A 13,801-nucleotide genomic window follows, 5' to 3' on the forward strand; every position below is an offset into this window, starting at 1 on the left:
TATGCTATAGGAGGACAATCATGAAGATAAAATCAATTGAACCTACGCCAAGCCCGAATACAATGAAGGTTATCTTAACAGAAGAGCTTCCGGCGGGAAAAAGCAATAACTATAAACCGGATCAAGCAGAAGGCGCACCGCTTGTTATATCTGAAATCCTTAAAATTGAAGGGGTTAAAGGGGTGTACCACGTTGCTGACTTTCTTGCTGTTGAACGGAACGCAAGATACGACTGGAAAGACATTTTACCGCAAGTCCGCACTGCATTTGGGATGGAAAGTGCTGAAAGCGCGGAAGGAAACCGCAAAGACCAAGAGTCTTTTGGAGAGGTAAAAGTTTTTGTGCAGATGTTCAGCGGCATTCCTATGCAGGTCAAATTGACGGATGGAGAGCGGGAAGAGCGCTTCGGTTTACCTGAACGCTTTCAGCAGGCGATCTTAAAACTCAGATCTGAAGCCTCAAATGTTGTGTTTGAGCGGGCCTGGAAAGAACAAGGCGTTAGATTCGGCGACTTTAATGAAATTGGTCACGACGTGACAGAAGAGCTTCAGGCCGCATACAGTGATGAACGTTTGAAACGGCTGACAGAAGCAGCCGCTCAAGGAAAGGGCGAAGCAAAACAAGCTGTACAACGCAAAGCGTATAAAGTAACGCTCGACATGCTGGATGATGAGGACTGGAAAAATCGTTATGCACATCTGGAACAGATGGATCCGAAAGAGGAGGATATCCCGGTTTTACAGAAGGCATTAGATGATCCCAAGGTGTCCATCAGAAGACAGGCTGTTGTATACTTAGGAATGATTGAAACACCTGATGTTCTTCCTCTATTGTATAAAGCACTTGAGGACAAAGCTGTATCAGTCAGAAGAACGGCTGGAGACTGCCTGTCAGATATCGGCGACCCTCAAGCCATTCCTGCTATGATTAAGTCGTTAAGCGACTCCAGCAAGCTTGTCCGCTGGCGTGCGGCTATGTTCCTGTACGAGGTCGGCGATGAAAGTGCAATTGAAGCTTTGCGCGCTGCCGAAGACGATCCGGAATTTGAGGTCAGCCTACAAGTGAAAATGGCGCTTGAACGTATTGAGCATGGAGAAGAAGCAAAAGGTTCTGTTTGGAAGCAAATGACAGAGAGTAGAAAAAAAGGTGAATAAAACCAAGAAAAGGGTGCAGCTCATGCACCTTTTTTATGTGAATTCACTTTTTATAAAAATTATTTCGAATATTGTTGAAAAATGAGCAAAAACTATATATAGTAAGTAACAATATTAATAGTTGGAGGGTTCAGATCGACAGAATGTTATATAAATATAAAAAAACATAAGAGAAACAATCCAGGGGAGGGCGGCCTGTATTTGATCTTTTTGCAAAAACAGCCCAAAATAAACTGAAAATTGTTAAAATAAAAATCAATCCAACAATTCAAAGTGTTTAGGAGGATCACCATGGCAGAATTACGCAGTAACATGATCACACAAGGAATCGACAGAGCTCCGCACCGCAGTTTGCTTCGAGCAGCAGGTGTAAAAGAAGAGGATTTCGGCAAGCCGTTTATTGCGGTTTGTAATTCATACATTGATATCGTTCCCGGTCATGTTCACTTGCAGGAGTTTGGGAAAATCGTAAAAGAAGCAATTAGAGAAGCTGGGGGCGTACCGTTTGAATTTAATACCATCGGAGTAGATGATGGCATCGCGATGGGGCATATCGGTATGAGATATTCATTGCCGAGCCGTGAAATCATCGCTGACTCTGTGGAAACGGTTGTATCCGCACACTGGTTTGACGGAATGGTCTGTATACCGAACTGCGACAAAATCACACCTGGAATGCTCATGGCGGCAATGCGCATCAACATTCCGACGATTTTTGTCAGCGGCGGGCCGATGGCGGCAGGAAGAACAAGTGACGGACGGAAAATCTCCCTTTCCTCAGTTTTCGAAGGGGTAGGCGCTTACCAAGCAGGAAAAATCAACGAAAACGAACTTCAAGAATTAGAGCAGTTCGGATGTCCAACATGTGGGTCTTGCTCTGGCATGTTTACGGCAAATTCAATGAACTGCCTGTCCGAAGCACTTGGACTTGCTTTGCCGGGTAACGGAACCATTCTCGCGACATCACCGGAACGCAAAGAGTTTGTCAGAAAGTCTGCTACGCAATTAATGGAAACCATTCGCAAAGATATCAAACCGCGTGATATCGTCACTGTAAAAGCGATTGATAACGCGTTTGCACTCGATATGGCGCTCGGCGGTTCGACTAATACCGTTCTTCATACGCTTGCCCTTGCAAACGAGGCCGGCGTTGATTACTCTTTAGAACGCATTAACGAAGTTGCTGAGCGCGTACCGCACTTGGCCAAGCTGGCGCCTGCATCTGATGTGTTTATTGAAGATCTTCATGAAGCAGGCGGTGTGTCAGCGGCGCTGAATGAGCTTTCCAAGAAAGAAGGAGCGCTTCATTTGGACGCGCTGACTGTTACAGGAAAAACACTTGGAGAAACCATTGCTGGACATGAAGTAAAGGATTATGACGTCATCCATCCGCTGGAACAACCATTCACTGAAAAGGGCGGCCTTGCTGTTTTATTCGGTAATCTGGCTCCAGACGGCGCTATCATTAAAACAGGCGGCGTACAAAACGGTATTACAAGACACGAAGGGCCGGCTGTCGTATTTGATTCTCAGGATGAGGCACTTGATGGCATTATCAACCGGAAAGTAAAAGAAGGCGACGTTGTCATCATCCGATACGAAGGACCAAAAGGCGGCCCTGGCATGCCGGAAATGCTTGCGCCTACATCCCAAATTGTTGGAATGGGGCTTGGCCCAAAAGTGGCATTGATTACAGACGGACGTTTTTCCGGAGCCTCCCGAGGTCTCTCAATCGGTCACGTATCACCAGAGGCCGCAGAGGGAGGACCGCTTGCCTTTGTTGAAAACGGAGACCATATCATCGTTGATATTGAAAAACGCATTTTGGATGTACAAGTGCCTGAAGAAGAATGGGAAAAACGAAAAGCCAACTGGAAAGGGTTTGAACCGAAAGTAAAAACCGGCTACTTGGCACGTTATTCTAAACTTGTGACAAGCGCCAACACCGGCGGTATCATGAAAATCTAGACAACGGGGAACTCTTTCTTCTATTTTAAGGCGTGAACATTTGAAATCCGGCCCTCTCTATAGTATCCTTACTTCAGATGAAGGATAATAGAGGGGGCTTTTTTTATGTCAATGGCTTATGAAGAATACATGCGCCAGCTTGTCGTACCGATGCGCCGTGAACTGACTGGGGCAGGTTTTGATGAATTAACAACAGCGGAAGAAGTAGAAAACTTTATGGAAAAGGCAGAGGGCACAACACTTGTAGTCGTTAACTCTGTGTGCGGCTGTGCGGCAGGCCTTGCACGTCCTGCGGCAACACAGGCAGTCCTCCAGCATGACAAAACACCTGACAATACGGTGACTGTATTTGCGGGCCAAGATAAAGAAGCTACTGCAAAAATGCGTGAGTATTTTACTGGCCAGGAGCCTTCTTCACCATCAATGGCTCTTTTGAAAGGCAAAGAAGTCGTACATTTTATTCCACGCCATGAAATTGAAGGACATGATATGGAAGAGATTATGAAAAATTTGACCGCTGCCTTTGATGCACACTGCTAAATGCCCGTTTTCCGGGCATTTTCTTTTTAGGAGTACTGAAGATGATAACAACAAGCTATAGACCGTCTGAACATACCATAAAAACCGCAAAGCAGCTTTCAAAAGAGCTGAATATGCCATTTTGCGGCCGAAATAAACAAACGGTTGAAAACCTGCTGAAGTCAGCTGAACGTAATTTACTAGTGGTCGGCAAAGAACGGTTTGAACTTTATACGAAACAAGGCGCAAAATTCTTTTTTCACCCGAATACAGCGATGTTCAGAGCTAAACGCTTCATACGGGGGGAGCAGGAGCCGATGCTTCGGGCAGCTGGTTTATCGGAAGGGGACACATTTTTAGATTGCACACTCGGACTAGGTTCTGACGCCATTATCGCAAGTATGGCAGTAGGCAAAACGGGTTCTGTGATTGGGATTGAAAAAAACCATCTTGTGTCCGTTTTGGTGAGGGCGGGACTGCATTCATGGGAAACAGGCATAGAAGAGCTTCAGGCTGCAATGAGAAGAATTCAAGTGAAGAATGGTGATTGCTTTGAATACATCAAGCAGCTTCCTAACAACTCTGTTGATGTGGTTTATTTTGATCCAATGTTTCATGAGCCTGTAGAGTCGTCTGACGGTATCGCGCCTTTACGGGATTTGGCAGAGGACTCAGTTTTGGATGAAGGGTGTATCAAAGAAGCGGTGCGCGCTGCCAGAAAAAGTGTTGTGCTAAAAGACCACTGGAAAAGCCCGCGATTTGAACAGTTTGGTTTTAACGTCATGAAAAGAAAAACAGCATTGTTCCATTATGGCGTTATTCAAGCCGCAAGCAAAACAAGCCCGTGATTGATATCACGGGCTTTCTGTTAATCGGTGACTTCCATGACGACAAAGTATAACAATGTTAAGAGTGAAACTGTGGCAAACAGAGCGTCAATCATGCGGATGCCTCCTTTCATAGAATATTGTAAGCGTTATTACACAAACCGCAAAGCAACGAATCTCCTAATTTGCATATCAGTTTCATATCATACATGACTTGCATGTTTCGGGTGTGCTAAAATAAGAGAAATATGACAATAAAATAGAGAGGAATAAGCAGTCATGAAATTGTGGATGAGAAAGACTCTTGTAGTTTTATTTACCATTGTAACCTTCGGGCTCGTATCTCCTCCGGCTGCTCTTATGGCGGACAAGCCCTCCGGACAGCCGAGCAGTCTTGAGCAGAATGATTACACCGCTTTTTATGATGAGCATGATCTGTACGATGATAATGAGTTGGAAGACAGGCAAGACCCTGAACTGCTTTTTCAATCGTACAAGGAACAGCTCCTCGATAGTGCTGAGGATCAGTCCTTTTTGAAATTCGGCAGCAAAATCGCTCCGGTCATTGAGGATGACTATCGGAAAGAGATCCTGCCGCAAATTGAAAACGTGATTAGTGATTATTTAGCAACATTGCAAGATGATGAGTCGTATCAAGATGTCGTAATTTCCAGCATGCCTTCAGCGGGCAAAACGGAAAAAATGTTCAACGTTTACAATCGGACGACTGGAGAAGACCTCATCAGATTTCATGTGCGAAGAGACCACCCGCCCCACGACGGCTACTGGTTTAATTTTCACTATCATACAGCAGAAGATGGATTTCAATCACATCATGAGCTTGGGAGCATTTACTGGGACCGCAACACGCCTCCCAACTGGATGAGTGCGTAAAGGAGATGCCATGACATGAAGAAGTACACAATGAATGAAATGGTCGATATAACAAAAGATATGCTAAATAAACGGGGCGTTATGTTAGAAGATATTGCGCGGATTGTTCAAAAACTTCAGGAAAAATACAATCCAAATCTTCCGCTCAGTGTATGTATGGAGAACGTAGATAAGGTGCTGAACAAACGTGAAATTATTCATGCTGTTTTAACAGGTCTTGCGCTTGATCAGCTCGCTGAGCAGAAACTTCTTCCGGAACCGCTGCAGCACCTTGTCGAAACGGATGAACCGCTTTATGGCATAGATGAAATTATCCCTCTTTCTATCGTTAATGTGTACGGATCGATAGGCTTGACCAACTTCGGTTATTTGGATAAAGAGAAGGTTGGAATCATTAAGGAACTTGATGAAAGTACAGACGGTATTCATACCTTTTTGGATGATATTGTGGCAGCCCTTGCGGCAGCAGCGGCGAGCAGAATTGCTCATACGCATCAGGATCTGCAAGACGAAGAAAAAGAACAGGATGAAAAACCTGTCATCAGCTGACAATAAAAAAATCATTTCTGGTTCAGAAATGATTTTTTTATTGTGTTACACTACTAGAAGACTACTTTTAAAGGATGAAAAAAATGAAACAGTATAGGGATTTATGCAGACATGTATTAGAGCATGGCGAAAAAAAGGGAGACCGGACAGGGACCGGAACAATCAGCACCTTCGGGTATCAAATGAGATTTCATTTACAGGAAGGCTTTCCGATGCTGACCACAAAAAAACTCCACTTTAGATCAATTGCGCATGAGCTGCTATGGTTTTTAAAAGGAGATACTAATGTACGATATCTGCAGGAAAACGGAGTACGAATCTGGAATGAGTGGGCTGATGAAAATGGTGAACTCGGACCTGTATACGGTTCACAATGGCGTTCTTGGCGGGGAGCTGACGGGGAAACCGTAGATCAAATTTCCCGCCTTATTGAAGATATTAAGACAAATCCGAACTCCAGACGCTTAATCGTGAACGCATGGAATGTTGGTGAAATTGATAAAATGGCATTGCCGCCGTGTCATTGCCTGTTCCAATTCTACGTGTCTGATGGCAAGCTGTCCTGTCAGCTGTATCAACGCTCTGCTGATGTTTTCCTCGGTGTGCCGTTTAATATTGCTTCTTATGCCCTGTTAACCATGATGATTGCTCATGTGACTGGGCTTGAACCGGGCGAGTTTATTCATACATTTGGCGATGTCCATATTTATCAAAATCATATTGAACAGGTCAATTTGCAGCTGACAAGAGATGTGCGCCCGCTGCCGAAGCTTCGTTTCGCCAGAGAAATTGATTCTATTTTCAACTTTACATTTGAGGATTTTATCATAGAGGATTATGATCCGCACCCTCATATTAAAGGAGCGGTCAGCGTATGATTTCGTTCATTTTTGCGATGGATGCCAACAGGCTGATCGGCAAAGACAATGATTTGCCGTGGCATTTGCCCAATGATCTTGCGTACTTTAAAAAAGTAACATCGGGCCATTCAATCATTATGGGCCGGAAAACATATGAATCGATTGGACGTCCGCTTCCGAACCGGAAAAATATTGTCGTCACATCAGCTCCGGCTTCAGAATTTCCGGGATGCACGGTTGTCAGTTCGTTAAGGGATGTTTTGGACATTTGTTCAGGCTCTGGCGAATGCTTTGTGATCGGAGGGGCTCAGCTTTATACTGCGCTGTTCCCTTATGCGGACAGATTGTATATGACGAAAATTCATCACGAGTTTGAGGGTGACCGCCACTTCCCAGAATTTGACGAAATCAATTGGAAACTGGTTTCTTCTGAGCGGGGGATCAAGGACGAAAAAAACCCATACGATTATGAATTTCTAGTGTATGAAAAAAAGAATTCTTCTGAAGCGGGAGGATTTTAATTGGTTCGTTACAGCTTGCTAGTGGTTTATATTGTGTATATGCTGTTAAAAAATATGAAACAATTATTTAATCAAAGGATGCTTGATCCACGTCTGTCATACAAAAAACAGATGACCCTTGTCTACGAGCAGCCGAAGGCGTTTTTGGAAGGCTGTATCGGCATCACCGGTTCAGTTGTGACGATTAATCAGCCTGAACCAATACCGCGCGGTCCTGTTTTGTATGTGCATCCTCGTTTGCGTTTGGCTGAACTGGCCTTAATTGCTGGATATATTGAAGAACCGGCCGGTTTTATTGCCAATCCAAAAGTGTTTCGCTTGCCTTTTATCGGGCAATGGCTAGATCGGATGGATGTGATTTCAGACGGCGATTCAGAAAAGGTATATGAAGATGTGACGAAACAGCTGGAAAAAGGACAGAGCCTGATTCTTTCATTAGACGGTTCTATAGATCCTGTAGAGCTTGCGTTCCGCTATCATCTTCCGTTGGTGATGGTGGAGACGAAAGGAACAGATGACTTGCAAAAGGGATCGTTTTTTAAACGTTTAAAACCAGCAGACATTGAATTGTCCTTTTCAAAAGCTTTTATACCTACAAATGAAAAACAATTACGTGCATGAAAAAGCGCAGTCTTAAAGACTGCGCTTTTCTGTTACGAAATAAACGGCACCTTCACACAATAAAACAACACACAGAAAAACATCGCAGCGCTTCCGCCTAATACAAAGCTGTGCCAAATGGCGTGATGGAAGGGGATCTTTTTCCAAATATAAAAGATGGTTCCGACAGAGTATAAAATGCCGCCGAGAAAAAGAAGGCTGAATCCCGCTCCGCTTAGTGAAGCGTATAAAGGTTTAACCGCGATAATCATCAGCCATCCCATAATCAAATACACTAAGGTTGACAATAGAATAAACCGTTTCACGAAGAATATTTTAAAAACGATTCCTCCTAGGGCAAGAGACCAAACGATAACCAGCAGGGTGAAGCCAAGTGTGCCTTTCAGCGGCCCCAGCAAAAAAGGCGTATAGGTTCCGGCAATGAGTACGTAAATGGCGCTATGATCAATAATCTCCAAAATATCCTTCGTCTTTTTATGTGTGATACTGTGAAGCAATGTGGAGCTCAAATATAATAGCAGCATAGAGACACCGAATATTGTAAAGCTGACTATGTCCCATGCAGATCCGTAATGAGCTGCAAATATGATCAAAAACACTAATGCTGGTATGGATAAGATCACACCGATCCCGTGTGTTATCGCATTCGCGATTTCTTCTTTAATTGTAAACAAGTGCATTCTCCTTTCGATCGTTAGATCATTTGATTTTTCAGCGTTTCTAAAAAGCTTAAACCCTCTAAAGTAATTTTAGTGCCGGCGCGTCCTCGGCTTTTTGTGACATAATCTTTTTTCTCCAAATAATCGAGACGGCTTCTGACCTGCTGCGGAGATAACGAGGTTTGGGTGTTTTTGCTGTGTTCCGAAATGATCCGTCTGCTGGCTGGTTCTCCTTTTTCGTTTAACGCTTTTATTGTTTCCAAAATAAACAAAAACTCGGCTTTTTCCATTAAAGTCAGCAGCTTTGCTTTTTTCTTCTCTTTTCCGTCTATTGCACCCCTAATATATGGAGGCAGGTCATATGGATGAATCGTTCCTCCGGTTGCGACTGTCGCCATATAATCTGCGGCGTTTTTTAACTCCCTGACATTGCCTTCATATGTGTGTTGCTCCAGCATCGAAAAGACTGAGGGGTCAATTAACAATTGCTGACCGGAATTTGAGAGAAAATATTGTGTCAAAAGCGGTATATCGCTTTTTCGTTCAGACAGTTCGGGCAGTGTGAGCGTTAAGATACTTAGTCTGTAAAATAAGTCTTGCCTGAATGTATAGTCTGCGCATCCATCTGCGGAAGCACAGATGATTCTCGGTTTCTCCGTGTCTGAATCAAGCACTTTTAACAGCTGAGCTTGTACAGAGGTAGGCATGCGCCATATTTCATCAAGAAAAAGGGTTCCTCGAGCCGTTTCTTGAAAGACACCTGAGTTTCCGTTAGGACCAAAAAGCTCACGCATAAGGCTTTCTTCCGAATGGGTACTGCAATTGACGCTGATAAAAGGTTCGCTGTATCTCGAAGAGCCCTGGTGTATTGCTTGTGCGAAAAGATCTTTTCCTGTTCCGATTTTTCCTGTTATCAGGACAGGAAGCTCTGATCGTGAGAACTGCTTGGCGATTCGCTTCGTTTCTAGAAATGTTTGATGTTCTCCGATGAGATGTTGAAATGTGTTAGGTATTGGTGCGGTATTCATCAATTGGCTCCTTTTGGTTCTAATTGGTTTTATTATAACATGCCTTTTGGCTGAAAACACGTTTTATTTACGGTCATCTTTTTTCTTAGGCCTTGGTGAAGCAGGTGTAACGACAAGATATAGTGGAGATAGTCAGTACTTTTTAAAATTATTAAAAAATTAATTGTCTTATTTTTTGAATATTCGTGTTATAATGGCATATTAAATAGGGATTTAAAACAAGAAAGGAATCTGTACATGAAACCGTTGCTTAAAGAAAACTCTCTCATCCAAGTGAAAGACATTTTGAAGGCTCATCAAAACGTGAAGGACGTTGTCATTCACACACCATTGCAAAGGAATGATAGACTCTCTGAGAGATATGAATGCAATATCTATTTGAAACGTGAAGACTTGCAAGTTGTCAGATCTTTTAAGCTCAGAGGGGCTTATCATAAAATCAAACAGCTTTCCAGCGAGCAGACTGAGAACGGAGTTGTGTGTGCAAGTGCCGGAAACCACGCTCAAGGTGTGGCGTTCTCGTGTAAGCATCTCGGCATTCACGGGAAAATTTTTATGCCGTCCACTACACCGAAACAAAAAGTATCTCAAGTTGAACTATTCGGTAAAGGGTTTATCGATATTATTTTGACAGGTGATACGTTTGACGATGCGTATAAAAGCGCTGTTGAATGCTGTGAGGCGGAATCCCGGACGTTTATCCATCCGTTCGATGATCCGGATGTGATGGCCGGACAGGGAACGTTGGCAGTCGAAATCTTAAACGACATTGATACAGAACCCCATTTTCTTTTTGCAAGTGTCGGAGGAGGCGGGCTTCTCTCAGGAGTAGGTACATATTTGAAAAATGTGTCTCCTGATACAAAAGTAATTGCTGTTGAGCCGGCGGGAGCGGCATCCTATTTTGAATCAAACAAAGCTGGGCATGTCGTCACACTTGATAAAATTGATAAGTTTGTAGATGGAGCAGCAGTTAAAAAAATTGGTGAGGAAACGTTCCAAACGCTGGAATATGTCGTTGATGACATCCTCCTTGTGCCTGAAGGAAAAGTATGTACATCCATTCTTGAATTATATAACGAATGTGCGATAGTTGCTGAACCGGCTGGAGCTCTTTCTGTCGCAGCGCTTGATTTGTACAAAGATGAAATTAAAGGCAAAAATGTGGTATGTGTGGTCAGCGGGGGCAATAACGATATCGGAAGAATGCAGGAAATGAAGGAGCGGTCCTTGATTTTTGAAGGGCTTCAGCATTATTTTATCGTCAATTTTCCGCAAAGAGCGGGGGCGCTCCGCGAATTTCTTGACGAAGTTCTCGGACCTAATGATGATATTACAAGATTTGAATATACGAAGAAAAATAATAAAAGCAACGGACCTGCTCTTGTCGGCATCGAACTGCAGAACAAGGCCGACTATGGGCCGCTGATTGAACGGATGAACAGAAAACCGCTTCATTATGTAGAGGTGAATAAGGATGAGGACCTGTTCCATTTGCTGATCTAATTTTTTTACACAACCGCGCAAAATGACAGACAGTCCGGCTGGCATTGTATATAATAGAAGAAAAACAAAAAAGAGGATTGATAGCTTGTTACTCAAAAGCCTAGAGTTCAAACGCAGTGACGGGATTCAGGTGAAAGTGACAGAAATACCTGTATTAAAGGAAGATGAGCACTATTTCTTTATGTTACATCACCATTTGCAATTCTACTTAAAAGAAGTGTTTTCATCAAACAGCAGGGCAAAAGTGTATTCTTTCCGACATTATATGAAGCGCCAGATGAAATGGACAGATTATCAGGCTGTTTTTCATCAAGAGGTGTTAAAGCACAACGCGTAATATGCCGTTTATACCTGTATGTCCCCCTTTGAATCAGTGAATGGGAGGCATGCAGGATTTTTTTGCCCAGTATCGAATACAAGCATGGGACACAGCAAGTAAGGACAATTTTAGAAAGCGCTTTTACGCTGGCTGGAGAGGGTGAATGTCATGAAGGTTATCAAAGGTGTAATGGCAGGGCTGTTTTTTCTGCTTTTGTGTGCCTGCGGGGGACAACAGATTAAAGATCCGCTCAATTACGAGGTGGAGCCTTTTACATTTCAAAATCAAGACGGCAAGAACGTTTCTTTAGAGAGTTTAAAAGGAGAAGTATGGCTGGCAGATTTTATTTTTACCAATTGTGAAACGGTATGTCCGCCGATGACGGCTCATATGACAGATCTGCAAAAAAAACTGAAAGCCGAGAATATAGATGTCCGCATCGTATCGTTTAGTGTTGATCCAGAAAACGATAAGCCGAAGCAGCTGAAGAAATTCGCCGCAAATTATCCATTATCCTTTGATAATTGGGATTTCCTCACGGGTTACAGCCAGAGTGATATTGAGGCGTTCGCGCTTAAGAGCTTTAAAGCGATTGTGAAGAAACCGGAGGGAGAGGACCAAGTCATTCATCAATCTTCTTTTTATTTGGTAGGCCCGGACGGCAAGGTGCTGAAAGATTACAATGGAGTGGAAAATACACCGTACGATGATATTATCGCCGATGTGAAGTCAGCCAGTACACTCAAGTAAGCTAGAAGACTATGCATTTGCAAATCTTCTAAAACATGATACACTTTCCACTAGTAGAATGGGAAGGAGCAACAAGATTGAAGCTGCGCATTTTTTCAATCATGGTCGGTTTGATTTTGCTTCTTACTGCTTGTACGAATATACGTACAGCATCTGAGGGAAAACAAAAAGCTCATGAACCGAAAATGAAAGAGGACATTGTCATTGCGGCTGTCGGAGATTCGCTGACAGAAGGAATCGGAGATCCCGACGGAAAGGGATATGTCGGCAAGGTGGCAGATTCCATCCGTTCAGAAAAGCAAGTCAAAACGGTAGTCGTAAAAAATTATGCCGTGAAAGGGAACCGTTCGGATGATTTATTAGAGAAATTAAAAGATAAAAAGGTTCAAAAAGGCATAAAGGACGCAGATTATGTCTTTTTTACCATTGGCGGTAACGATCTGATGAAAGTCCTTCGCCAAAACTTTCTTCAATTAACCGTTGAACCGTTTCAGGAAGCGGAAAAGCCGTATGAAAAGCGTTTTGGAAAAATCATTTCTGAAATTCGGGAGCTGAATAATCACGCTGAGCTGATTTATGTCAGCATGTATAATCCGTTTACGTTTACGTTATCTGAATTAAGTGAAATAAACGGAGTCGTCACTAATTGGAACCATATTGCTGAAAAAGAGCTGAAAAAAGATAAACATGCAAGGATCATTCATATCGCAGACTTGTTCAATCAAAAAAGTGACAGCAGCCGAATTTCTGAGGAAGATGATTTTCATCCTAACGGTACGGGTTATACCCTCATTGCAAAACGCGTCTATCAAGCCATAAAAAAAGAAGGATTACCGAAAGAGTAGGGTGACACATGAATAAGTGGAAACGACTATTTTTTATATTGCTTGCAATTAATATTATCCTCGCCGTTGGATTTATGGCACTTGTTATGATGCCGGGAGAACAAGCCCAGGTGAAGGATTCAGCTGAGAGCGAATATGGATTTCAAGTGACAAGCACAAAAGAATCATTAGCTGCGTTTGTCAACTCATATTTAAACGACAAAGCATCAACCAAGCTTGATTATAAAGTAGATATTAGTGATGATGTTCATGTCGCAGGGAAAATCAAGGCCTTTTCCACGTCGATTGATGCGTTTGTCGCTTTTGAACCGAGCGTGAAAAAAAATGGCGATGTGGAGCTGAATGTCACGAAATTTTCGTTAGGGAAATTGAGTATACCAATTAGCTTTGTGTTAAATTATATGGATAGCTTTTACGAATTGCCATCATTTGTCCACGTTCATCCTGGCGATAAAAGCATCGAAGTGCGTCTGTCAGAAATGCCTTTAGCGAATGGAATGTATGTCAAAGCGGACAAAATAAATTTAGAAAAAGATGAAATTGAATTTTCCTATTACCATCCTAAACAATAGAGGTGACTGAAAATGAAACGGATTTACCAGTATTTCAGTTTATTATCCTTTACATTTTCCCTGTATTTCGGCTGGCTTGCATATCATCATCTAGCCGCTGAAGATATGGATCAAACGTATTTGAACATTTCCTATTGTGCCTTGTTCCTAAGCGTGATGGTGTTTACATTCGGTATGAGAGACCGGAAAAAAACCGATAAATCATGAAA

Annotated in this window: 17 protein-coding genes; 15 read left to right on the forward strand and 2 right to left on the reverse strand. The window is 42.8% G+C overall.

Annotation, left to right across the window (positions count from 1 at the left end; all coding sequences use genetic code 11):
* Positions 1-20: 20 nt before the first annotated feature.
* The 9 genes from Q3W56_RS15505 (at position 21) to Q3W56_RS15545 (ending at position 7,913) form a co-directional block, all read left to right on the forward strand.
* Entirely contained in the window at positions 21-1,154 is a 1,134-nt protein-coding gene (locus Q3W56_RS15505) for a conserved virulence factor C family protein (RefSeq protein ID WP_302896103.1), read from the forward strand.
* A 291-nt stretch (positions 1,155-1,445) separates the two neighbouring features.
* Positions 1,446-3,122 carry a dihydroxy-acid dehydratase gene (gene ilvD, locus Q3W56_RS15510; RefSeq protein WP_302896104.1) on the forward strand — a complete coding sequence of 559 codons (1,677 nt, stop codon included), beginning with the start codon at positions 1,446-1,448 and terminating at the stop codon, positions 3,120-3,122.
* A 105-nt stretch (positions 3,123-3,227) separates the two neighbouring features.
* On the forward strand, positions 3,228-3,662 hold the full coding sequence (brxA, locus tag Q3W56_RS15515; protein WP_003218231.1) for a bacilliredoxin BrxA: 435 nt from the start codon (positions 3,228-3,230) through the stop codon (positions 3,660-3,662).
* 41 nt (positions 3,663-3,703) lie between these two features.
* Positions 3,704-4,489 carry a class I SAM-dependent methyltransferase gene (locus tag Q3W56_RS15520; RefSeq protein WP_302896105.1) on the forward strand — a complete coding sequence of 262 codons (786 nt, stop codon included), beginning with the start codon at positions 3,704-3,706 and terminating at the stop codon, positions 4,487-4,489.
* Positions 4,490-4,747: 258 nt separating this feature from the next.
* Positions 4,748-5,362, forward strand: a complete 615-nt coding sequence (locus tag Q3W56_RS15525) for a YpjP family protein (RefSeq protein ID WP_302896106.1) — start codon at positions 4,748-4,750, stop codon at positions 5,360-5,362.
* Positions 5,363-5,377: 15 nt separating this feature from the next.
* The gene (locus Q3W56_RS15530) at positions 5,378-5,911 is read left to right on the forward strand and encodes a phosphatidylglycerophosphatase A family protein (protein ID WP_302896107.1); all 534 of its coding nucleotides are present in this window, start codon (positions 5,378-5,380) and stop codon (positions 5,909-5,911) included.
* A gap of 83 nt (positions 5,912-5,994) precedes the next feature.
* Positions 5,995-6,789, forward strand: a complete 795-nt coding sequence (locus tag Q3W56_RS15535; RefSeq protein ID WP_302896108.1) for a thymidylate synthase — start codon at positions 5,995-5,997, stop codon at positions 6,787-6,789.
* On the forward strand, positions 6,786-7,292 hold the full coding sequence (gene dfrA, locus Q3W56_RS15540; protein ID WP_268400718.1) for a dihydrofolate reductase DfrA: 507 nt from the start codon (positions 6,786-6,788) through the stop codon (positions 7,290-7,292). Before Q3W56_RS15535 ends, dfrA begins: the two co-directional genes overlap by 4 nt.
* On the forward strand, positions 7,293-7,913 hold the full coding sequence (locus Q3W56_RS15545) for a lysophospholipid acyltransferase family protein (protein ID WP_302896109.1): 621 nt from the start codon (positions 7,293-7,295) through the stop codon (positions 7,911-7,913). It abuts the gene before it with no gap.
* A 32-nt stretch (positions 7,914-7,945) separates the two neighbouring features.
* Here the strand turns inward: Q3W56_RS15545 and trhA are convergent, their stop codons facing one another.
* Together trhA and Q3W56_RS15555 are read right to left on the reverse strand one after the other, a co-directional pair.
* Positions 7,946-8,587, reverse strand: coding sequence for a PAQR family membrane homeostasis protein TrhA (gene trhA, locus Q3W56_RS15550; protein ID WP_019714701.1), 642 nt, complete (start codon positions 8,585-8,587; stop codon positions 7,946-7,948).
* 20 nt (positions 8,588-8,607) lie between these two features.
* A complete protein-coding gene (locus tag Q3W56_RS15555; protein ID WP_302896110.1) occupies positions 8,608-9,600 on the reverse strand; it encodes a sigma 54-interacting transcriptional regulator in 993 nt (330 codons plus the stop codon).
* A gap of 237 nt (positions 9,601-9,837) precedes the next feature.
* Between Q3W56_RS15555 and ilvA the strand changes: the two genes are divergently transcribed.
* The 6 genes from ilvA to ypmT all read left to right on the forward strand — a co-directional run bounded on the left by ilvA (position 9,838) and on the right by ypmT (position 13,799).
* Complete coding sequence (ilvA, locus tag Q3W56_RS15560; RefSeq protein ID WP_019714699.1) at positions 9,838-11,106, forward strand: threonine ammonia-lyase IlvA; 1,269 nt, start codon at positions 9,838-9,840, stop codon at positions 11,104-11,106.
* Between the two features lie 85 nt (positions 11,107-11,191).
* A complete protein-coding gene (locus Q3W56_RS15565; protein WP_302896111.1) occupies positions 11,192-11,443 on the forward strand; it encodes a DUF2535 family protein in 252 nt (83 codons plus the stop codon).
* Between the two features lie 150 nt (positions 11,444-11,593).
* The gene (scuA, locus tag Q3W56_RS15570) at positions 11,594-12,175 is read left to right on the forward strand and encodes a cytochrome c oxidase assembly accessory protein ScuA (protein ID WP_019714697.1); all 582 of its coding nucleotides are present in this window, start codon (positions 11,594-11,596) and stop codon (positions 12,173-12,175) included.
* A 77-nt stretch (positions 12,176-12,252) separates the two neighbouring features.
* Positions 12,253-13,020, forward strand: coding sequence for an SGNH/GDSL hydrolase family protein (locus Q3W56_RS15575; protein ID WP_302896112.1), 768 nt, complete (start codon positions 12,253-12,255; stop codon positions 13,018-13,020).
* Between the two features lie 8 nt (positions 13,021-13,028).
* Positions 13,029-13,592 carry a YpmS family protein gene (locus Q3W56_RS15580; RefSeq protein WP_302896113.1) on the forward strand — a complete coding sequence of 188 codons (564 nt, stop codon included), beginning with the start codon at positions 13,029-13,031 and terminating at the stop codon, positions 13,590-13,592.
* 12 nt (positions 13,593-13,604) lie between these two features.
* The gene (gene ypmT / locus Q3W56_RS15585; RefSeq protein WP_019714694.1) at positions 13,605-13,799 is read left to right on the forward strand and encodes a protein YpmT; all 195 of its coding nucleotides are present in this window, start codon (positions 13,605-13,607) and stop codon (positions 13,797-13,799) included.
* Positions 13,800-13,801: the final 2 nt, after the last annotated feature.

Origin of the sequence: Bacillus sp. C28GYM-DRY-1 (assembly GCF_030519405.1) — a bacterium.
Lineage (GTDB): Bacteria > Bacillota > Bacilli > Bacillales > Bacillaceae > Bacillus > Bacillus spizizenii_A.

What these genes read in the sequence shown, in the direction of transcription:
- Q3W56_RS15505 (WP_302896103.1), top strand. Translation starts at nt 21, where the DNA reads ATGAAGATAAAATCAATTGAACCTACGCCAAGCCCGAATACAATGAAG.
- ilvD (WP_302896104.1), top strand. Translation starts at nt 1,446, where the DNA reads ATGGCAGAATTACGCAGTAACATGATCACACAAGGAATCGACAGAGCT.
- brxA (WP_003218231.1), top strand. Translation starts at nt 3,228, where the DNA reads ATGTCAATGGCTTATGAAGAATACATGCGCCAGCTTGTCGTACCGATG.
- Q3W56_RS15520 (WP_302896105.1), top strand. Translation starts at nt 3,704, where the DNA reads ATGATAACAACAAGCTATAGACCGTCTGAACATACCATAAAAACCGCA.
- Q3W56_RS15525 (WP_302896106.1), top strand. Translation starts at nt 4,748, where the DNA reads ATGAAATTGTGGATGAGAAAGACTCTTGTAGTTTTATTTACCATTGTA.
- Q3W56_RS15530 (WP_302896107.1), top strand. Translation starts at nt 5,378, where the DNA reads ATGAAGAAGTACACAATGAATGAAATGGTCGATATAACAAAAGATATG.
- Q3W56_RS15535 (WP_302896108.1), top strand. Translation starts at nt 5,995, where the DNA reads ATGAAACAGTATAGGGATTTATGCAGACATGTATTAGAGCATGGCGAA.
- dfrA (WP_268400718.1), top strand. Translation starts at nt 6,786, where the DNA reads ATGATTTCGTTCATTTTTGCGATGGATGCCAACAGGCTGATCGGCAAA.
- Q3W56_RS15555 (WP_302896110.1), bottom strand. Translation starts at nt 9,600, where the DNA reads ATGAATACCGCACCAATACCTAACACATTTCAACATCTCATCGGAGAA.
- ilvA (WP_019714699.1), top strand. Translation starts at nt 9,838, where the DNA reads ATGAAACCGTTGCTTAAAGAAAACTCTCTCATCCAAGTGAAAGACATT.
- scuA (WP_019714697.1), top strand. Translation starts at nt 11,594, where the DNA reads ATGAAGGTTATCAAAGGTGTAATGGCAGGGCTGTTTTTTCTGCTTTTG.
- Q3W56_RS15580 (WP_302896113.1), top strand. Translation starts at nt 13,029, where the DNA reads ATGAATAAGTGGAAACGACTATTTTTTATATTGCTTGCAATTAATATT.
- ypmT (WP_019714694.1), top strand. Translation starts at nt 13,605, where the DNA reads ATGAAACGGATTTACCAGTATTTCAGTTTATTATCCTTTACATTTTCC.